A 20481-nucleotide genomic window follows, 5' to 3' on the forward strand; every position below is an offset into this window, starting at 1 on the left:
ACTAAGACTCTCCATTTTTATTTATGTAATAAAGTTTGATCCAGCATGTTTTTAATTTCATCCGGAAGACTGTCTATCATTGCATTTTCGTCCAAAAACAGTAAAGTTGTATATTTTTTCGCATCATTCGGTGCTGAGAAAATATGAGTTACTGTATATGCTGTTGTACTTTTAGAAAAACAATCTTCATCTCGCAGTGATTCTACTACAAAGCAATCGCCTTTTTGCTGTCCCTGATCATCATACTCTTTATTTAAGCATAGAGTAAAATTAAGATCTGTTGTGCCAAACTTATAAGTTCTCGTATCTGTAACAATCTCTTCCAACATAAAGCCTTCTGAGCCAGCCAGCATTGCAATCTGTCCGATATGCTTAATTTTACGCTTACACAATGAAAAAGGGTGCTGCGGTGTAAAAAATATCTGCGAAGCCTGAAGCAGTTTTTTTGCTGCATAACTATAAAACTTTTTTGCGGAAAGGTTTGTGGCCACACCTGTTAAGTGCCTGAAATTGGCAGCTTTATAAAGCACCTCAATATATCTGCCTTCAAATACATATAGAAATCTTTTACCTACTAAATGCTTCCTATACAGATCGGCAGCTATTTTAATCTCCTGTACGATTTTCTCTCTATCCTGTTGTTTTCCCATCTATCTTTTCCCAATCATCACTATAATATAAAAACAGCACCGGACAACTTTTTGTTATCCAGTGCCCATAATCTTAAAAAGCGGTTTTATGCTGGCTGTCAGCCGCGACATCCTTCCGAATGTCTAAAATGTCGCCGGTATCATTAAGTCCCCGGCGCGGACTCACCGTATCTCCCTGGTGTGGGCGTAATACCCTTCCGAGTATCAAATAGTCCCAGTAATTACCCTGCCCGGGCACAGTACAGCTTTTACGTGCCGCTACACGAAACCTTTTGGTTTAACTATATTATATGCGATACCCTAAGAAATATCAATAGTTTCTGGCAAAATCGATTGGCTGTATTTTATTGTACCCCATTACTTACCACTGTCTATGATTTCCAGGCCCTCAGGACAGATCAATCAAAAATCATATTCTCTGTCCCATCAGGTTTTAAAAATACTGTTTTCGAAATTCCATTGCATTCCAGCGTTACTTTCTGCTCACGGAAAGAACAGAGGCGAACCCTGTGTATCCTGCCCTCTCTCCATTCAAAATCAACTGTGATGTCACCCTGTGCCTTCATTCCCCCGACTTTTCCGTCTTTCCACTCATCCGGAAGTGCCGGAAGCAACAGGAAATGCCCTTTCCTGCTCTGGATAAGCATCTCTGCAACTGCAGCTGCAAAGCCAAAGTTCCCATCGATCTGGAACGGAGGGTGTGCACACAACATGTTGGGATAAATGCTGCCTCCCACACAGGAGATATTTTCCTCCCTGGTATAACGGAGCTGGTTTGATCGAGTAGGAGACGGCTTTTGCCGCCGACCTCTCACACCACCGGACATGCGGTTCCGCATCCGGCGGTTCAGTTAACTTGACATCTCGCTTTACAAAGATATTCCTCGGCTGAGAGTAAACCAAATTTCTTCAAACGTGCATTTGACATCGCATAACAAACAGTTTTTGTACGGCACACTCGGGCATATCCATGAAATCCCGCCGCACACCTTGCATTCTTTTTACTAATACCCAGTTTTACCAAATTTTTATATCTGGTTTTTGGATTTTTCCAGTGTTTCCATATGCACATCCTGAATCTATACCTGATTACTGTATCAAGTTTTCGGCTTACTGTAAGAATTGAGCCAATTTTAAAGTAATTAATCCATCCTCTTACTACCTCTGCTATCTTTTTCGCTTTGTATGAATTACTCACGCTCCACTTGCGGCTCGTAAGTTTCCTGACTTTCTTCTTTACTTTATCCAATGACTTTTTCGGAACTTTCATCCTATATTTCTTTTCCTGAAATTGATAATAAAAAGCAAATCCCAGATATTTTGCTTTTGTCGTACTATCATTATACTTTTTTATTATAAAAAAATACATAAACAACATTCGCCAAAACATGCACAAAATGTTATACTTTTACATAATAGCCAACTATTTTTTAACAATATTTTGTAGAATCGTAAAATTGCACAATTCATATTGTTGTATTTTGTGCAATATGACAAGGAAGACATTACTTGTATACATTATCAGCATACTATCACAAATCCAGGGTTGATTTTATGGATAAAAAACATCCCCTGTTTATTGGAAGCTGCGGTACTTATCATCTATACACCGTAGAAAAGCTTCCTACCCACCGCCCGAAAGGCCGGCTTGATTATCAGCTTCTTTACATCGCATCCGGACGGGCACATTTTTATTTTGATGGAAAACCTACTGTTGTAGAAGCCGGCAATATGGTACTCTACCGTCCACGTGAGGAACAACGCTATTATTATGGAGCGGATCAGACCGAAGTTTACTGGGTTCACTTTACTGGAAATAATGTAAAGAACTTTCTGAGAAGATATGGGATTGCCGACGATACCCGCATTATTTATACCGGTATCTCCATTGAGTACAAAAATCTATTTATGTCTATGATCGAGGAACTGAATCTGCAGCGAATTGATTACGAGGAGATGCTGATAAATTATTTCACGATTCTCCTGATCAGCCTCCATAGAATAGCACTGCAAAAGCCACGTAAAAAGAACCTTCAGAACATGAACGATATGGAACAGGCTGCACAGTACTTTCGGATGCATTATAATAAACCTATAAGTATTGAGGACTATGCTGTTTCCCACAATATGAGTATCAGCTGGTTCATCCAGAACTTCCGTCAGTATGCCAATACTACACCTGCTCAATACGTGCAGTCTCTGAGGCTTACCAATGCAAAAATGCTTCTGGAAACGACAAATTATAATATCACAGAAATAGTCAACCTGGTCGGGTACGAGAATCCATTATATTTCAGCCGCTTTTTCCGAAAACAGTGTGGCATTTCCCCTTCACAGTTCCGCAAACAGCTGGTGCCGAATGCAGAAAGCTGTCCAAAATAAAACCAATCAAAAACGCTGGGAGCAATTCTCAGCGTTTTTGATTGGTTTTATTTAACATAATATTATGATACTTTTTTTACCTTAGAATTAATGGACATAAAGCCTGTTTCAGGATGTCGCGGATAAATATTCTTATACCTGTAAGTACTCAGCACGATCCCCATGAGTCCATAAGAAATTATGATACAGCTTCCTCCGGCTGAAAAAAACGGAAGAAATGTTATTGATTGCGGAAATACGCCAAGATTCTCAAGGACATTTATCAAAAAACTGATGAGAAATACAATTCCGCACCCGCATCCCATCATCATGCCCAGCTGATTTTTCTGTCGTAATGCAGTGTTGAAGACTGCAAAAATCAGAACCGCAAGAACACAGCACAAAAGTATAGCTGCAATTATTCCATATACAGATGACAGATAGGTCAGAATGTAATCCGCATTAAATGCTGGCAGGATTCCCGTTACATCTGATTTGCTTTTCCCGATCAGCTTATTTTGTCTCCAAAGTGAATGCAACATTTTTGTGAGATAGTCTGTTTCGCTGCCGCTGGAAAACATCGCCTGTATGCGCGCAATTTGATATTCCGCCAGCCTGTTTCTCAGGTACATACTCAGAAAAGCTGCTATGGGCGCGGTCAAAAACACAGCCCATATTCCACAGATAGTTCTTTTCTTTCTGACTGTAAACCAGTCCTTTTTGATTGCGATCGTCAACATAGTCAGCATAGTTACCAGCATCACACAAGCTGTCCTGAGTGCCGGCAGGCTGTAAACTAATATTACTGGAGCAATCAGCCATAAGATTGCTCTTATCAGTCCCTTATATCCCCACCCATGATATTTATATAAAATCGCCCCATATATAGGGACATAAAACAGCATCAGTTTTTGTACATCCATGCCTCTTCTGCCTCCCGGCAGTGATATAAAAATCCTCGCTCCGTTTACCTGGCCTCCTTCCAATATAACCAGCAAACAGACGGCCAATAAAACAGCTGCAATTATTTTTGAAAATTTTGCCAGTACGGTATAGTCCAGCAGATACAAAATCATCATGACAGCCAGCCCGATCATAACATGAAACACATATCTGTCAGAACCGGCTACCGCATTCTCACTAGCTTTTCCGGAAATCCCTGCATGTATCAGAACACCTGCAATGCTGATAAATATAATTATTCCCAAAAGTTTCCATGCAGCCTGAGGTCTGTGGATACTGTCAAGGGAGATTCCTGTTTCCACAGGATCCCCCATGTCTCTGACAGCTTCCTTCTCTGCCTGTTCATGATCCATGCCTGCCTTCATGTTTTCCGCAATCTGATCCTCCATATGATCCTGCAGTTCCTGTTTTATGTATGGTCTGGCTTTTGTGCAGCGAATTTGTTCCAGTAATAATTTCAGATATTCGTCCATAACTCACACCTCCAATATAAGCACATTGGTCACTGCTGCAGAATACTCTTTCCATTCCTCTATTTTCTTTTCAAGGAATCCTCTTCCCTGTCTGGTAAGGCTATAATACTTTCTGGTCTTTCCAGCTACATCCTGTTCATATACTGTCAGGAGTCCTTTCTCTTCCAGGCTGTGCAGCAATGGATAAAGAGTTCCTGCCTTCAGCTCAAATACATTCTGAGATTTTTGCCTCAGTGTGTCGATCATCTCATATCCATACATATCCTTTTCAGACAAAAGTTTCATTACAAGCATTGCCATACTTCCTGAAACCAATGCTCTTTCAATAGCCATCTGGTCCACCCCCTTCTTAGAATAAATTATATATCGGCTTCCTATATATCGGTTATCTATATAATAGATTATTTTACATTATTTGTCAATATATCAATAAGATTTATCAAAACTAATGGCTATTACCATTCATTGATTGTTTCGGTAATTGCCATATTGTATGTGCTTCGCCGGGGCGTAGGCCGCAGCAATGGCGGTAACGAAAGAAAACACAATAACAATAGCAAGTAATTCTACCGGCATGCTCCACAGAGTTCCAAAATACCATGTAAGCAGCTTGATATACAGGAAACGACTAAGAGCAATCCCTATGACGCCACCGATTACAAATCCAGAAATGGAATAAGTAAAGGCTTCTTCGGCAATCATCCGTGTAAACTGATTTCCGTCCATACCGACAGCCCGCATAGCACCATACTGTTTTATCCGGGCTGTTACGCTCGTAGAAATGCTGTTTATAGTATTAAACAGTGTAATCATAGCAATAATTGCCAAAAAACTATATACACTAAAATTTCAACCTCTTGTCCCGCTATCTGAATGGTATCTCCAACTTTTAGTGGATTGTCTTTATTTGAAGCAGTCATGACCTTATTACTGTCCCCGTAAATTTCTGATAAATCCCCTTGTACAAGACTGTCTTTTGCTCTGTCTAACAAATAGTCACTGTACGATGTGATATTTACATGATTGATTCCCTGCCGTGAAGAAGCAGCAGAAACATTCTCTATGTATGTGCTGCCAAAGACGTGATCTATACCAGAAATAGAACTGACGGTATCATTCAAAAAAATAAGAGGGCTGCATCTTACAGCTCTCTTATTTTAAATATACATCCTATTCTTCATATCCCTGCGGATTATTAGACTGCCATCTCCAGGAATCTTCACACATCTCACGGATACCGTTTTCTGCTTTCCAGTCAAGCTCTTTTTCTGCCTTAGATGCATCACAATAACAAGTTGCAATATCTCCTGCTCGGCGAGGTTTGATCACATATGGAATTTTCACACCAGTTGCAGCTTCAAAATTCTTCACAATATCAAGAACACTATAGCCCTTTCCGGTTCCCAGATTGTAAATCGCAAGCCCTGGATTTCCTTCGATTTTCTTAAGTGCTTTTACATGACCCTTTGCCAGGTCCACAACATGAATATAATCTCTTACACCAGTTCCATCCGGAGTATCATAAGCATATCCTGCAGAAGCATCACCTGATAGGTTGAATTTCGATGGTTTTTCAGATAATCTCTGCGAAGAAAACCATACTTGCCAAGTTGATCCATCTGCTCACCGGATTTATAAGTAAGATCTGGAAGCAGATATCCATTTACATTCGTATACGTTAGTTTCATTTTGTTAGCACTCTCCATTTCTCATCATTTTTTGACCACAAATTTACGACATTTACGACAAATCTGACACTGCTTTACAATACCAGACAAAATGACTGATACCCCGGAAAGCCTGTAAAACAGGCACTTTTGGGATACACAAGACAGGACAAAAATCGACTTCCATTATCAAATAAAAAACGCGAATATTCCAGTGCTTAATAAGCCACTGATATTCGCGTTTCTTATTATCCTAACCACTTGAAAGATGGATAGTATCTTACAATAGCTTTCCCCACAAGCTGGTCAAATCGCACGAATTTGTTTTTCCATGAACGTGAATCCTTCGAATCATTCCGGTTGTCACCAAGCATGAAATAACTGTTTTCCGGAACTGTATATGGACCATAACTTCCAATCATTTTCTCCGGAATGAAAGAGTCATCCAATGGAGTGGGTGAACCATCAATGTAAACTTTCCCATCCTTAATTTCCACTACTTCTCCCGGCAGTCCGATCACTCTTTTGATAAAAAGACGACTTTCATCATCTGGGTATTTGAATATTACAATATCGAATCGCTCCGGGTCCTTGAACTTTTCAGAAATTTCATAACCGAACAGATCAAGATTAATTCCATACGCAAGCCGAAAGCCGAAAAGGCGGTCTTTCACCATAAGTGTTTTTTCCATGGAGGGTGAAGGGATTTTTGCGTTAATCAAAACAACATTATTGATAACCAGAGTAATTGCCACTACTATTACAATCAATTTCACATAGCCTAACAGTTCACGCCAGATTTTCATGCTCTCCACCTCACCGTTCTTTATTATCCTCTATATAGTTTATGTATCGTATTATACATATATCCGATAGCAAATATAATTTTATCATAAAAGTCCCAAATACCATTGTCAACGGATTTTTCGTATATTTATATTTTTACCGTCTCATAACCAACTCTCTCACTTCGAACATGTAGCAAAAAATCTATCATACCAGATAAGGAATGTCAAAACTGTCCAGATTTTACGGCTGTTATCTGCCTTTTTCTCTTTGTGCTCTTTCAGAAGTAAAAGAAGCTTATCTGTATGAAAAAACTCTTCTGCTTCTTTCGAGGTAAATAACTCCTTTACCATCTGATACCAGTCATCCTGCCGCAGCCACACACGAATTGGAATTGGAAAACCAAGTTTCCTACGTTCATCGGTTTCCTGTGGAAGAAATTCTGAAACAGCTTTACGGAAAATATATTTGGTTGTACCCGCTGCAATCTTGGCTTCTTTCGGAAGCTTTGCTGCAAAGTCAAAAACTTCTTTATCCAGAAATGGTACCCTGACTTCCAATGAATGTGCCATGCTCATTTTATCTGCTTTCTGTAAAATATCGCCAGGAAGCCAGTATCTCAGATCTACAGACTGCATTTTTTCCATGTCTCGAAGTGATCCTCTGTTTTCTGACTCAAGTTCTTTAAAAAATGGTCTTAAATATTCCTGTGTGGAAGGTCCTGTTACTTTATTTTTCAAAATCTGCGCTTTCTCCTTTTCACGGTAAATATATGCATTTCCGATGAAACGTTCTTCCACTTTCATTCCTGCACGGATAAGGAAATCTCGTCCCTTCACATCCGGCAGCTTTGCAGCCAGTTTTCCAATTACACGTCTGACACCAAATGGAATCCAGGCAATTTTTTTCAATGATTCCGGTTCTCTGTAAATATTATATCCACCGAAAAGCTCGTCTGCTCCTTCTCCGGAAAGAACAACCTTGACATGACCTGCAGCCTCTTTTGAGAGAAAGTAGAGTGCAACGGCAGAAGCATCAGCAAGGGGCTCATCCATATGATACATAACATCTGGAAGGGCATCCCAGAATTCCTGCTTGGATATGATTTTCACATGGTGTTTTAAACCAGCTTTTTCTGCCACTTTGGCAGCTTTGTTTACTTCACTATATCGGTCTCCCTCATCGAATCCCACTGTAAATGCCTGATCTGCACCAGAGGAAGAAGCCAGATAACCGGAATCCACTCCCCCGGATAAAAACGCGCCGACTTCCACATCACTTAACATATGGTGCTCCACTGAATCCTTTAAATTCTCTGCAAGCTGATTCCGCAGCTGCTCCATATTCGTCTTACGGTCCCATTGGCCTGGTGCAAGCTTTGTTTTGAAATAAGTCTTTATCTCATAGTTTCCGTTTTTATATAAAAGCATATGACCTGGCATAAGCTTATAAATCCCCCTGAAAAAAGTTTCTTCCAGAGGGGAATATTGAAATGACAAATACTGCTCCAGTGCCTTCTGATTTACTTTCCTTTCATAGCCTGGAAATGCAAGGATACTCTTAATTTCAGAAGCAAATACAAAGTGTCCATCTATTTCGGCATAGTACACAGGCTTAATTCCAAAAAAATCCCTTGCAAGCATCAAACTCTGCTCCTGTTCATTCCATACAGCAAACCCAAACATTCCCCTGAGCTTATCCAGTGCCTTCTCCCCATACTGCTGAATAGTATTTATCAGAACCTCCGTGTCAGAATGAGTACAGAAAGAAATGCCGAAAGCCTCAAGTTCTGCCCGCAGTTCCTTATAATTATAGATTTCTCCATTAAAAACAATATGAAGGTTTCCGTCCGTACTTTCCATAGGCTGCTGCCCATCTTCTAAATCAATAATACTAAGTCTTCGAAAGCCCAGCGTGATCTTCTCCCTGCAAAAAGAGCCCTCACTATCCGGACCCCTATGCTCAATGGCTTTCATCATCCTTTCAATTACTGTCTTCTGATCCTGTCTGTAACCTGTAAATCCACAGATTCCGCACATTTTATCCTCCGTATCTATTTGATGTAGTTTATACGCTGCAGCAACTTTTTTACCACAATTGAATCCCACATGGTCACATCGTAATCATAGTGGTCTGTGAGTCTGCGCCTCAGCTTGTGTTCTCCCTGTTTTTCTACAGATGTAGAAATCTTTTCTAATTCTACATCTATAGAATCAAAAAGTCAATCTTATTTTCTACAATTGTAGAATCTATGTCATATATTTGATTACCCGTCATGACATACCCCAATGACTCAGTTCTTACAGATTTTCAAACGGTGTGAATGCCTCACTGCTGATAAAATGAAAAGCCGGAAAAACGGTCTTTTGTTACAGAGCCATTTTTCCGACTGTATGGTTACCTATATTTAGTCAACTACCCATTACCTAAAGGTAATGGGCTTGGCAGACTTAGCCAAAAAGAACCGATATCAGTCTTGCAAAGACCTTGTATCGGTTCTTTTTGTATTTTCTCATTATCTAATTATGGGAGGATTTTTCTGTATCACCGAAAAAACTTTTATCCCCGCACTTCAAGCCACTGGTCAATGTTCCCAAAATGTACCGCCTGCAGGTTATCTACATCAACCAGTTGCGGGAAGCTGTTTCTGATGATCAGGACACCGTTTTCCTTATCCTGTTTTTCTCCACCGCCAGCGATGCCTCCCATGGTCCTATCAAGTGTTAAAACTGTTCCATCTTTATAACGCACCTGGTCAATACTAGTTCTGGCATAAAGATCCATGCCATAGTCCGTACCTGCGTACTCAAATTTGTTTTTTTCATCTTCATACACCTTCATAGCTTCATCATAATCAAGATATAATGACCATAAAAGGGGCGTTACTTCCATTTCTTTCACAGTGATTTCATAACCTCCAAAATCACATTTCCGGTTCACTTCCAGAGTTGTCGGAGGCTTTACTGCACCCAGAGTCCATTTAAAATCCCATGTTCCATCTGTAATAACAGTCGTATCATAATCTCCTTCCTCCGTAAGATTCTTTAATGTGATTTCTACTGTTTTATTACTCAGATCATAATCACCGTCATAAGATATACAGGCGTTAAAATGTTTAAGATGTGCAGAATTTTGATCTGTTTTCAGTAACACATCCTGTCCTACCCCAATATTGAAGCTTCCAAATCTGTTATCGTCCACTGCATATACTTCTTTTCCATCGATCTTAAAATGTGTCATCTCCTCAAAAGAAGTATGATCAGTCATAGAAATACTGTCATCTGTTTTCACTTCAAAAAAAGCATACAGGAATCCCTGATCCTGAATAGAATCTGTCAGGGTAACCGTCACACCATTTTGTGTTACAGACTGGTCTATATTCTGAATATAAGTTGATTCCTGCAGTGTCTCCTGCTGTTCCTCCGATGGATCCAGTCTTTTCACCAGGTAATCATTCCATTTAAAGAACTCTTTTGCAGCCACAGTAACAGCCATACCAGTACAGATTACTGCTGCTGCAATCAATAATCGTCCACTGATTTTTTTTCTTTTGTATTTTTTATCAACTGAATCCGCCTGTTCAATCTGTTTTAGTGTATCTTCAAATTTATTATGAAAATCCTGTGGTACTTCCGGTGCGATATTATTCCATTTCTTCTCTAACATGACATTTTCCCCTTTCCTGTTATTCTCTTTAATTGCTTGCTGTTTTTCCCAGTTGCCGGTCTTTTCTCTTCTTCGGATAACTGCACCTTCAAAAACTCTCTTGCACGTGAAAGTCTGCTTTTGATCGTTCCTTCCGGAATATCCAGAGCCTCACTGATCTCTTTCAATGAAAATCCTTCTAAATAATACAATGTTACCAAAACCCTCAGATCCTCCGGAAGTTCCATAATCGCCATATACAGATGACTGTATCTGTCCTCCTCAGTCATTTTCATATTGTCCATATATTCTTCATATGGAATAACATTTTTTCTTTTCCGAAGAATCCCTTTGCATTCATTGATCAATATCCTTGTGATCCATGTTCGGAAATATTTTTCTTTCTTTAAAGTGGGAAGTTTTTCATATGCCTTAAGAATTGTTTCCTGCACAGCATCCCCACAATCAGAGTCATTCTTCAGAATGGACTTTGATATATGATACAGCATGGCTTCTGCATCCCGAACCTCCTTAATAAATACATCTTTTGTCATAACTTTGTCTTCTCCTTTTGTCCAGCTGGATTACTACTCATGTTTACTTTTACACTAATTAGATGCATCGGAAAGGAAATCGGTTCTCATAAAAGTATTTTTTTCCGTTGTCTCTTCCATTGCCAACGAAATATCCGATTTTTTAATCTCTGTTCTGTTTGTGTTTATATTTTTTATGTAATTCCGTAATATATTCCTCAAGCTTCTCTTTGTCTTGCTCTCCACAAGCAACTAAACCAAAATACTGCTTAGATCGATCCTATATGCTTTCGCTGTTTTCTGACCCAGTTTCTCTGTATATGTGCAATAATTCCAGAAACGGTGCTATTTTATCCGGTAGTCTCATTTTTCGTTCTCCCCTACGTTTGCGGTAATCCCTGTTACCATTGTTCTTAGCAAACTCTAGTATACAGGTAAATCCACGTTGCTACAAATGTGGGGTCACTTCATATTATCTAAAACATATTTCGATAAGTCAAAATTACAATTTTCACACTTTAATTGATATAATATTCAATAACTAAACAAGGAGGCCATTTAACCATGAATAATGTAAAAATTCTATGTATCGCAGGCAGTATCGTACTCGGTAGTATATTGCTATCCGGACAAGCTTTTGGCAAAGCCCCCTCAGATCTAACCACCCTTTCCGCCCCTAAGGAGCCTGAGGGGCAATATGTATCTTATGATATAGATGGTTCCGGCTCTTATTATGATAGTGATTCAGATATAACTTACTATTTTGTCAAGGGGATTGTCACTTCTTATTCTAATCATGCAAAAACCTTTTCGCTGACTTCTGACGCCGGTGAAACTTATGAGTTACCGGCAGATACGGATATTAATATAACCGACTATCTCAACACAGAAGCACATATATGGTACTCAGAAGACTCTCAAAAAAACTTAAAATTACTTGCGTTCTCTCCTCAAATTTTTTGGGAACATATTAATGAGCTGGAATCAGATGAACAAATTCTGGATGGTGCCACAGAAATTGATGGGACTCTTTCAAAATATATCTCTTTCTGGTTAACAGAAGATAAAATAGATGTTACTCTCTTATTTGTTGAGGACAACGATGGAAACACTCATATATATGCAGAGGATAACACCAAAACAATCGAAGACTATATCAAGTTATATGAAGATATGCATTTAAATTCTCAAGTATATGATGATTTTAATGTTGCATATCTTATATCAGAAGCATCATCTTGACTTACCCAAATGTCTGGTTGAGAACCTGATGTTTTTTACATCAAACATATCATATATTTTAAATGCCGCAGCCAATATTTTCAAAGGCTGCGGCATTTTTGACTTAATTTTTCTTTCAAACATGTTGCTTCTTCTTTTGACTGCTGCAAATATGTTTATGTCACAAATTCAAGCAATAATTCAGCACTTACTATTTATGTAAAAAATCATTTCAGAAATTGATATATTTTTTCTTTTCTCTGTTTACATATTGACGGCTAAAGTGTAAGAAAGATGCGATTTCACTATCTGACCACCCTAAAATCAAGTATTTTAAAATATCCCTTTGGTTTGAAGTCATTTTTAAGGTTATATTTTTCAGATCAAATGCTAATTCCACAGATGAATAATCCGCTCTATAGCTTTCTTGTAAATCACCTTCATTATCCATATATGCACATTCGTATTTTTCTTTTTTTAAGTTTTTTTTGCATATGATTTTACTAAAGGTTCCATTATGCAAAGTAAGCTTTGCATATATTTTGAATCATTTTTCGCCTGTATAACCAAATCTTTATATTCCTGCATCATATACCCTTTTATTTTTTAAAGAGTATCTGGGCATAAAAATGTAAACTTATTTTTTGTTCAGAATCAAAGGTTTCTTATATCTATAAAAAAAGGAATATTGTATTTAAACAATATTCCCCAGACTGTAGACAAACTTGGTGTTGGGTGTTATACCCAGCACCAAGTTTGTCTACAGTCTGAGGCGCTGCATATGCAGTGCCTTTTCCGAGAAAATCTAATATTCACTGGGAGGGGTATCTTCAAAATCTTCGTTTTCCGATTCACTCACATCAGGTACATATTCGTCGGCCATTTTCTGCGCTTCCTCTAATGTACTGGAAGGTAAATATTCCTCCCCATCACTCGTAAGCATGATTACTATATTAACGTTATTCTGACTATAATACTCCAGGTCAACATTCAGTCCGGATCGTACAGCACTCCCATTAGCTATATTCAGGACGGCGTTTTCTATATTAAAAACCATATTATAATAATTTCCTGATTCGCCCACTTCTACTGTTATCGTATTTTCATCGGAATACAGAATATTACCAGTGATATATTGGGTATCATAAGTTTCTTCCTGTGCAGATTCCTGATCTGCGGGATCTCCCTGGCTTTGGTAAATTTCCGCTTCTGCGTTATTTCCAGACTGTTGATTCTGCACACTGTCTCCTGGATTTGCTGCCACAGCTGTGGGCGTTGGCTTCCTGGTAACAGCCGTAGTAAGATTTGGAATAAACTTTACAGCATCCTTACCACTTTCGCTTTCCGTTTGCGCGGATTCGTTGCTTCCTGACAATTCACATCCTGTCAGGGTCACCGTGATACCTGTCAATATCACAAAAAACACTTTCAGAATCTTTTTTCTCATTTTTTTATCCTTTCTTTTTTACTGGTAGTGTCAAATTACTACCTGATTTTTATTGTTTAAACCTTGATTTTATGGGAGTTCGCAATAAAAAGAGCAATGACCTCTTTTTTGGTATAATGCAATCACCACAAGCAACACTACCAAAGGAGACATTGCTCATGGACATTATACTCTATTTACTTCAATTCATTCAATACCAACATAAACAAATTTGCTGGCTTATTAACCTTATCTGTAGATATATCCCTCTTAAGCAGTGGGCTTTCGATGATTCCCATTCTCCAAAGTACCAGAAGTTTAAGATTGATGAACTTCCCAAAGTCATATCCTATCAGCAGGACTGGAACTGGAAAGACCTTATCTCTTACTACCAGCAACGCTACCACAAGACCATTCGCCCTATATTTCGTCGAGTTGAGTGCGATATACCCAAACACTGCACTTGCCCTGCCTGTGATGTGCCTGTGGACTATCTGATGTGGAACGATGGCAGGAAGAAAAGTCAGGTTCTATGCAAGGTCTGCCAAACGCTTTTTTCTCCAACCAAAGATAATCGTTTTTCCAAAAACACCGTCTTGAGATGTCCTCATTGCAACCACAGCCTGGTGCATAAGAAAGACCGTAAACACTTTATCATCCACAAATGTGTGAATCCCAAATGCCCTTACTATCTCCACAACTTGAAGAAAGTGGATAAGAAACATCTGGACGAAGACTATGGCAAAAACAAATACAAACTCCACTATATCTACCATGAATTTACGATAGATTTCTTTAAACTGGACTTAAACTCCCTGACGAAGAACGCTTCTTCCCTAAAATTCACCAAGTTTGATTCCAACACCATGTCCTTATGCCTAACTCTTCACGTAAATCTTGGTCTATCTCTTAGAAAAACGAAACAGGCTCTCAAAGATCTGTACAACATCGATATCTCACACCAGAGCATTGCTAACTACTGCAAATCCGCCGCTATGTGTATCAAACCCTTTGTTGTCAACTATGACTACGGAACTGGCAAGGTATTTACTGCTGATGAAACCTACATCAAAATCCGTGGTGTAAAAGCTTATATCTGGTTCATCATGGATGCTTCCAAACGTTCCATCATTGGCAATCAAGTCTCTGATAACCGCGGCGTTGGTCCCTGCATTCTAGCCATGCGAATGGCTTTCCGGCACTTGAAAAAGCTTCCTGAAAACTTCCACTTTATTGCAGATGGTTACAGCGCCTATCCATTAGCTGCACAACAGTTTTTCCGTGAGTTCGGTGATAAGTTTAAGTTTGATATCACTCAAGTAATTGGACTTACCAACGACGATGAAGTATCAAGAGTATTCCGACCATACAAACAGATGATCGAAAGATTAAACCGTACATACAAGGTTTCTTACAGACCTACAAACGGCTTTGATAACATCGACGGTGCCAACTATGACCTGGCTCTATGGGTCGCCTACTACAACTTTCTCAGACCTCACAAGCACGCAGGATGCAAAGTTCTAAATAAAGTAGAGATGTTGGAAGGTGCAGAAAATATGCCAGGTAAATGGCAACTGTTGATTTTCCTTGGTCAGCAAACTATCTTAAATCTACAAAATCAGGCATCTGCATAACTGGAGCGGAACCGTTGTCAGGAGAACCGTGGAATACCGCAGCACCTGTGGTGCGAGGATATGCCGCGAAAGTCTCTTGACATAATGCTCATGTACAGTAAAGAAGCAAACAACCGAAAACAAGAGATAGACCGCCAGCACCACACTATTCCGAACCAAAGAGCAAACGACAAGCACCATGGAAATGTGTATAACTTGCTATTCCGTTATGGAAAAGTCCGTTCACAGAACATGGAAAAGCTAAAGAGCAGCTTTCCCACATTCTGCAAACGGACTTTCCCACAACTCCATAAGATAGCAAGTTATGCACATTACGCACAGTGCCGACTGCTGCGGAAGCCCTCTCATTTCATTATCTATTCAAGAAAATAAATTATGAATTTTTTCTTAACACTACTGCGGTAGTGTTGACAACCGATTAAGAAAGGTGTAATGTGTAATCAAGCAGAAACTACTGCGGTCTTGTGGAAAGGAGGAAACAAATGGATATTAAACTTTTCGATTCAGAATTGAAAGTAATGTGTGTGCTTTGGAACGAGGGCGACACCACTGCAAAACACATATCCGACGTTCTGAAAAAAGAAATTGGCTGGAACATGAATACTACCTACACACTGATAAAAAGGTGTATCAAAAAAGGGGCGATTGAACGTTCCGAGCCTAATTTCATGTGCCATGCCCTTATTCCCAAAGAAGAAGTACAGGAAGCGGAAACAAAAGAATTGGTTGACAAGATTTATGACGGTTCAGTTGACAAACTGTTTGCAGCCCTGTTAGGCAGAAAAAAGCTTTCCGCTGAACAGATTCAGAAGCTCAAGCAGATTGTGGAAGATTTGGAATGAGGTGGTGTAAATGAATTTACTGCAAATGAGCTTTTCGGGGGCTGCTTTCATTACTGCGGTAGTGATTATCCGTGCGGTGGCAATCAATAAACTGCCGAAAAAGACTTTTCTTGTTTTATGGGAATTGGTGATATTAAGACTGCTTATCCCGTTTTCGATTCCGTCAATGTTTAGTGTTTATACGTTGGTAACTCATAGCATATCTTCTACAACATTGCCGGAAGCTGGAACAGATTACAACATTCCCACTATGCAAGGGCTGTTTGTTACGACACAGGGAGCAGAACAGCCGCCAGAGAATATTTTATCATCTGTTTCCATGTGGTTTATTGTATGGTGTGCAGGAATAATACTTATCGCATTGTTTTTTGTAATATCCTATTTGCGTTGTCTGATTGAATTTCGGACAGCTTTACCCGTCCACAACCATTATGTAGAAAAGTGGCTGGCGGAACGCCCATTGAAACGTCCAATTTTGGTAAAGCAATCTGATAGGATTTCCGCCCCATTAACTTATGGCATTTTCCGTCCTGTTATTTTGGTGCCGAAAAAAATGGACTGGAAAAATGAAAAACAACTGCAATATGTCCTCTCACATGAATATGTGCATATTTATCGCTATGATACTGTAACAAAGCTGATTGCGACACTTGCCCTTTGTATTCATTGGTTCAACCCCTTTGTGTGGGTGATGTATATTCTTTTTAACCGTGATATAGAACTGGCTTGTGATGAAAGCGTCATACGACAATTTGGAGAAAAATCAAAATCTGCCTATTCGCTAATGCTTATCAACATGGAAGCAACGAAAAGTGGGCTATTGCCATTTTGTAACAGCTTTAGTAAAAATGCTATCGAAGAAAGGATAACTGCTATTATGAAAACAAAAAAAACAACTATTTTTTCGCTGGTACTGGCGTGTCTGATTGTTGTCGGGGTAGCTACAGCATTTGCAACTTCCGCCCAAGCTAATAATAATCCAATTTTTGAAGAACAGGAGTACAAACCAATACATGCTTCCGAGAATGCTTCAGATTACGATACGGCGGCAGAACTGCCCGGCGGTAATATTGACTATGGGATATATGAAGAATATGGATTGATTTATGATAAGAATAGCAAGTGCTACACTTACAAGGGAAATGTTGTCCGATTTTTTAATGACCCAGTGGGCGGCGCAAGTTTTACCAATTTCTTTACGGGAACAGTGGATATTGAAGCGGAACGGGATACAAACGATAAACTTATTGGTATTCGGGAATGCACAAAAGAAGTTTATGACAGGCATACAGAAAAGTATGAAAATTCAGGACTTAAATCAATGCCCGCTGGCACTTCTACAGAAAATGGAGATATGATTAGAAATCATGAATCTTACAGCATGGAATCTGGAGATAAGACAGAAAACATGAATACGCTCCAAGATTATGAATCCTATGGCATAGTTTATCACCCAAAAGATGGGTATTGGTACTACAACGACCAGATAATTGGTATATTCATTGATACTAAAAAACCCATCATCTATTTTAATAACAGTGGCAGTATATATCTTTCCATTGCTGAAAATAGTGAAAATGGAGTTATGGAGATTAAGGAAATTTCCGAAGCGGAAGCACAAAAACTTTTACGGGATAATAATTCGGGCAATTCTGCTTCATTCACAGTAGAAACCTTGAAATAACAAGTGTCTTATAAACCATACGCCGTATTATGTGGGAGAAAGGGGGAACTATTTATGCCTTGCACAGAAGCATATAAGGAGCATATCGAGTACACCTTTAATGCCTTTTGCAGAGTTGTCATACACTATGCAGCAATCAACGCATGGCGTGACAGGGATAAACGGCGGCAAAGGGAAATATCCTTTGAATATCTCACAGAAGAAAAGTTTTATCCATTTTGTACGTCAGACACATATTTCATAGACCCTTACAAGCAATACCCTGTTACGATATGCGGTCAGAGGGTTATCCTCACAAATGGAAATCTTGCCGAAGCCCTGTCCTCTCTGCCAGAGAAAAAGAGGGAAATCATTTACCTTTATTTTTTCGGGCGTTACACACAGCAGGAAATCGGGGAACTGTACGGACGCTGCCGGAGTACGGCGTGGCATCACATACACAGTGCCTTGCAAATGCTGCATGAAGAAATGGAGGTGCTTTTCCATGAGGAATCCTAAACTTGTACCGTATGAAACCATTGTCCGGGCGACCAGCGGAGAGCCGGAAGCCATTGACGAGGTTTTGCGGAACTTTCGGCAGACTACGAAGCCGAGCAAAAGGAACTGAAAGAGAAAGCCGCCGCCTTGCAGAGCGAGCTTTCCAAGACGCTGGAAGCCACGGCAAACGCTGAAAAGTTTATGAAAGTAGTACGCAAGTACACCAGCTTTGAGGAACTCACCCCTACCCTGCTGCGGGAGTTTGTGGAGAAAATCGTAATCCATGAATCGGAAGCACTGGACGGGAAACGGCGGGGGAAGCTCCGCAGACAGGAAATCGAAATCTATTACTCTTTTGTCGGCAAGGTAGAGCTGCCCGACTAAAGCCCGACCCGTCCGGCAGTCAGCCGGACAGGGAACGGCAAAATTTTTTACACTTCTTTTACTTCTTTATCTCACATGAGCAAAGGTTCACGGATTATCCTATTTCAGCAGAAAAGGGGGCAACTGCGCCCTTTTCCTGCCTTCCGGCGAGGATGGGTTCGGGCAAAGCCCGAATCTGGGTCAAGGGACGAGTCCCTTGCGGGTACTTAGGGCAGCGCCCTAAGCCCTCGGAGAGCTTATTGTTATCAATATCTACAATTTTCAAGGTTCGTTTGAGCCTTATTTTTGGGCTCAGTTTTTTCATAAATCATTTGACACTATCACGTTTTTTAATTCTCCGTATCATACTACTACTTCACCAGAATATTTTCAGAAATTTTATATACAAAAAAGACAGGGTATAGAAATATATCATACCCCGACTGTAGTTGCTTCATGAAATATTTTATTTGTTCTCACCAATATTTTATGCTTTTAAAAACTCTTCTATCGCCGTTAAAAACTCCTTTGCCCTATCAGCCTGTTCACGGGCATCTTCAAATGATACTACAAAAAAATCGGCATAGTCCGTATTGTTTCTAATCTGAAATGCCTGACTCAAATATTTTGAATATTTCTTTTCGAATTTTTGTGTTTTAATATACTCTCGCTGGAAATAGGAAATTACTCCTGCATGTTTTGAATAATCAACGCCATCTTTTGCAAGCAATGCGCGAACTGCAGTAAACATGGCATAATAAGATCTTCCGATAGAATCTTTATAACTTTTCGATGCAAGCAATACTTCTGCCGAATTTAAACGCTCTCTTGCACTTTCCAGTCGATATTTTATCAGTTCCCTTCGATTATCAGGCACTAATTACCACTCCTTCCTGTGAAATGTTACGATAATATGGAAGAACTGTCTGGTATTGTTTAAACTCTTCATACGGAATTACGGTCGGAGAAAGAATTGTATCGTACTCTAACTCCAGCTCGCAAGAGGAATCCCATACCTTTTTCAACTGCTGCTGCAATGTTTTCCTGTCACCATGCACGATTGCAACAACATCTACATCTGAATCCGTATGATAATCTCCTCTTGCATAAGAGCCGTATAAAATTACCTGAACAAGATTTTCTCCATATACTGAGCGATAAATCTGTGTCAACTTTTGTAAAATACTATTCAGTTCATTTTTTGTGCACATATCATCCCTCCTGTTTTCTGGCATCTTTTTGCCTACAAGAATCAAAGCACTTGTCATCCATCATTTCAATGTTTCTATAATAATTTTAACTCAAATAAGCGAAAATCACAAGCAAATGTCCTATTTTTGCTTTTGGCTTTTTACAATAAAAAAAGGCAGTAACACCCTTTTGGCCAGGATATTACCGCCCTTTCACACTTCGAATACTGCGTATTCTCTAATTGAAGCCCTGCTTCATTCCCCGCAATCCATTTTCATACTGTATTCTTGAAAAATACCAGATTTTACCCTGGATTTTTCTACAGATATGATTTTCAAATAAATAGCATTCACTGCACAATTCTGGATTATCCCGTCTCCATCCGCTTTTTTCCAGAAATTCCTCTACATCTTCATATACTTCAATGCAGCTTTCTGCAAGCAGTATTTTTTCCACCTCCTGCTCCTTCAGATAAAGTCCAAATTCTTTGGCAAGCAGAACTCTGAATCCATAGCGGACCAGTGAATTTCCCCGTATTTCATTTAGATTAATTTCCAAACCT

Annotated in this window: 22 protein-coding genes and 4 pseudogenes; 8 read left to right on the top strand and 18 right to left on the bottom strand. The window is 39.4% G+C overall.

Annotation, left to right across the window (positions count from 1 at the left end; translation table 11 throughout):
• Window positions 1-17: 17 nt before the first annotated feature.
• The 3 genes from R8695_RS08900 to R8695_RS08910 form a co-directional block, all read right to left on the bottom strand.
• Complete coding sequence (locus R8695_RS08900) at window positions 18-650, bottom strand: PBECR4 domain-containing protein (RefSeq protein WP_005423087.1); 633 nt, start codon at window positions 648-650, stop codon at window positions 18-20.
• A 398-nt stretch (window positions 651-1048) separates the two neighbouring features.
• Window positions 1049-1387, bottom strand: a complete 339-nt coding sequence (locus R8695_RS08905; RefSeq protein ID WP_243008091.1) for a glycoside hydrolase family 95-like protein — start codon at window positions 1385-1387, stop codon at window positions 1049-1051.
• A gap of 110 nt (window positions 1388-1497) precedes the next feature.
• Window positions 1498-1920 carry a group II intron maturase-specific domain-containing protein gene (locus R8695_RS08910; RefSeq protein WP_005423092.1) on the bottom strand — a complete coding sequence of 141 codons (423 nt, stop codon included), beginning with the start codon at window positions 1918-1920 and terminating at the stop codon, window positions 1498-1500.
• Between the two features lie 239 nt (window positions 1921-2159).
• On the opposite strand from R8695_RS08910, the gene R8695_RS08915 reads away from it, so the two are divergent.
• Entirely contained in the window at window positions 2160-3032 is an 873-nt protein-coding gene (locus tag R8695_RS08915) for a helix-turn-helix domain-containing protein (RefSeq protein WP_118048783.1), read from the top strand.
• 62 nt (window positions 3033-3094) lie between these two features.
• Here R8695_RS08915 and R8695_RS08920 read toward each other — a convergent pair whose 3' ends face one another.
• From R8695_RS08920 to R8695_RS08960, 9 genes and pseudogenes are all read right to left on the bottom strand, one after another.
• Window positions 3095-4447, bottom strand: coding sequence for an FtsW/RodA/SpoVE family cell cycle protein (locus R8695_RS08920; RefSeq protein WP_118048784.1), 1353 nt, complete (start codon window positions 4445-4447; stop codon window positions 3095-3097).
• 3 nt (window positions 4448-4450) lie between these two features.
• Window positions 4451-4780 (bottom strand): PadR family transcriptional regulator, encoded by a 330-nt coding sequence (locus R8695_RS08925; RefSeq protein WP_055066334.1) that lies wholly within the window; start codon window positions 4778-4780, stop codon window positions 4451-4453.
• A 129-nt stretch (window positions 4781-4909) separates the two neighbouring features.
• The gene (locus R8695_RS08930) at window positions 4910-5260 is read right to left on the bottom strand and encodes an FtsX-like permease family protein (RefSeq protein WP_147329815.1); all 351 of its coding nucleotides are present in this window, start codon (window positions 5258-5260) and stop codon (window positions 4910-4912) included.
• Between the two features lie 357 nt (window positions 5261-5617).
• A pseudogene (locus R8695_RS08935) lies at window positions 5618-5980 on the bottom strand (GDP-mannose 4,6-dehydratase); the annotation flags it as partial.
• Window positions 5971-6135 (bottom strand): annotated as a pseudogene (locus tag R8695_RS08940) (TnpV protein); the annotation flags it as partial. The pseudogenes R8695_RS08940 and R8695_RS08935, both read right to left, overlap by 10 nt.
• Before the next feature lie 227 nt (window positions 6136-6362).
• Window positions 6363-6920: a signal peptidase I gene (gene lepB, locus R8695_RS08945; RefSeq protein WP_118048785.1), complete on the bottom strand. Its 558-nt coding sequence runs from the start codon at window positions 6918-6920 to the stop codon at window positions 6363-6365.
• Window positions 6921-7079: 159 nt separating this feature from the next.
• On the bottom strand, window positions 7080-8939 hold the full coding sequence (gene asnB, locus R8695_RS08950) for an asparagine synthase (glutamine-hydrolyzing) (protein ID WP_118034806.1): 1860 nt from the start codon (window positions 8937-8939) through the stop codon (window positions 7080-7082).
• A 520-nt stretch (window positions 8940-9459) separates the two neighbouring features.
• Window positions 9460-10566, bottom strand: coding sequence for a DUF4179 domain-containing protein (locus R8695_RS08955; RefSeq protein WP_118034805.1), 1107 nt, complete (start codon window positions 10564-10566; stop codon window positions 9460-9462).
• Window positions 10560-11099 carry an RNA polymerase sigma factor gene (locus R8695_RS08960; RefSeq protein WP_055056185.1) on the bottom strand — a complete coding sequence of 180 codons (540 nt, stop codon included), beginning with the start codon at window positions 11097-11099 and terminating at the stop codon, window positions 10560-10562. The genes R8695_RS08955 and R8695_RS08960 overlap by 7 nt, the downstream gene beginning before the upstream one ends.
• Window positions 11100-11642: 543 nt before the next feature.
• Between R8695_RS08960 and R8695_RS08965 the strand changes: the two genes are divergently transcribed.
• Entirely contained in the window at window positions 11643-12320 is a 678-nt protein-coding gene (locus tag R8695_RS08965; RefSeq protein WP_118048786.1) for a hypothetical protein, read from the top strand.
• Here the strand turns inward: R8695_RS08965 and R8695_RS08970 are convergent.
• The 3 genes from R8695_RS08970 to R8695_RS08980 form a co-directional block, all read right to left on the bottom strand.
• Complete coding sequence (locus R8695_RS08970; protein WP_005424140.1) at window positions 12312-12443, bottom strand: hypothetical protein; 132 nt, start codon at window positions 12441-12443, stop codon at window positions 12312-12314. The genes R8695_RS08965 and R8695_RS08970 overlap by 9 nt on opposite strands.
• A gap of 88 nt (window positions 12444-12531) precedes the next feature.
• Window positions 12532-12750, bottom strand: coding sequence for a helix-turn-helix domain-containing protein (locus tag R8695_RS08975; protein WP_005424142.1), 219 nt, complete (start codon window positions 12748-12750; stop codon window positions 12532-12534).
• A 354-nt stretch (window positions 12751-13104) separates the two neighbouring features.
• Window positions 13105-13746: a hypothetical protein gene (locus R8695_RS08980; RefSeq protein WP_005424144.1), complete on the bottom strand. Its 642-nt coding sequence runs from the start codon at window positions 13744-13746 to the stop codon at window positions 13105-13107.
• 158 nt (window positions 13747-13904) lie between these two features.
• On the opposite strand from R8695_RS08980, the gene R8695_RS08985 reads away from it, so the two are divergent.
• The 6 genes and pseudogenes from R8695_RS08985 to R8695_RS09010 all read left to right on the top strand — a co-directional run.
• Entirely contained in the window at window positions 13905-15362 is a 1458-nt protein-coding gene (locus R8695_RS08985) for a DDE-type integrase/transposase/recombinase (protein WP_015542790.1), read from the top strand.
• A gap of 482 nt (window positions 15363-15844) precedes the next feature.
• Window positions 15845-16204 (top strand): BlaI/MecI/CopY family transcriptional regulator, encoded by a 360-nt coding sequence (locus R8695_RS08990; RefSeq protein ID WP_008704785.1) that lies wholly within the window; start codon window positions 15845-15847, stop codon window positions 16202-16204.
• Window positions 16205-16214: 10 nt separating this feature from the next.
• The gene (locus tag R8695_RS08995) at window positions 16215-17888 is read left to right on the top strand and encodes a M56 family metallopeptidase (protein WP_020993729.1); all 1674 of its coding nucleotides are present in this window, start codon (window positions 16215-16217) and stop codon (window positions 17886-17888) included.
• Window positions 17889-17942: 54 nt separating this feature from the next.
• Complete coding sequence (locus tag R8695_RS09000; RefSeq protein WP_008704783.1) at window positions 17943-18386, top strand: RNA polymerase sigma factor; 444 nt, start codon at window positions 17943-17945, stop codon at window positions 18384-18386.
• A pseudogene (locus tag R8695_RS09005) lies at window positions 18373-18462 on the top strand (helix-turn-helix domain-containing protein); the annotation flags it as partial. The gene R8695_RS09000 and the pseudogene R8695_RS09005, both read left to right, overlap by 14 nt.
• Window positions 18450-18749: pseudogene (locus R8695_RS09010) on the top strand (DUF4368 domain-containing protein); the annotation flags it as partial. The pseudogenes R8695_RS09005 and R8695_RS09010, both read left to right, overlap by 13 nt.
• Before the next feature lie 466 nt (window positions 18750-19215).
• On the opposite strand, the gene R8695_RS09015 reads toward R8695_RS09010, so the two are convergent.
• The 3 genes from R8695_RS09015 to R8695_RS09025 form a co-directional block, all read right to left on the bottom strand.
• Window positions 19216-19605 (bottom strand): HEPN domain-containing protein, encoded by a 390-nt coding sequence (locus R8695_RS09015; RefSeq protein WP_022388711.1) that lies wholly within the window; start codon window positions 19603-19605, stop codon window positions 19216-19218.
• The gene (locus R8695_RS09020) at window positions 19598-19939 is read right to left on the bottom strand and encodes a nucleotidyltransferase domain-containing protein (RefSeq protein ID WP_015542791.1); all 342 of its coding nucleotides are present in this window, start codon (window positions 19937-19939) and stop codon (window positions 19598-19600) included. The genes R8695_RS09015 and R8695_RS09020 overlap by 8 nt, the downstream gene beginning before the upstream one ends.
• A gap of 217 nt (window positions 19940-20156) precedes the next feature.
• Window positions 20157-20477 carry a hypothetical protein gene (locus tag R8695_RS09025; RefSeq protein WP_117592288.1) on the bottom strand — a complete coding sequence of 107 codons (321 nt, stop codon included), beginning with the start codon at window positions 20475-20477 and terminating at the stop codon, window positions 20157-20159.
• Window positions 20478-20481 lie beyond the last annotated feature (4 nt).

The sequence above is a fragment of the Blautia luti genome (assembly GCF_033096465.1).
GTDB classification, from domain to species: domain Bacteria; phylum Bacillota; class Clostridia; order Lachnospirales; family Lachnospiraceae; genus Blautia_A; species Blautia_A luti.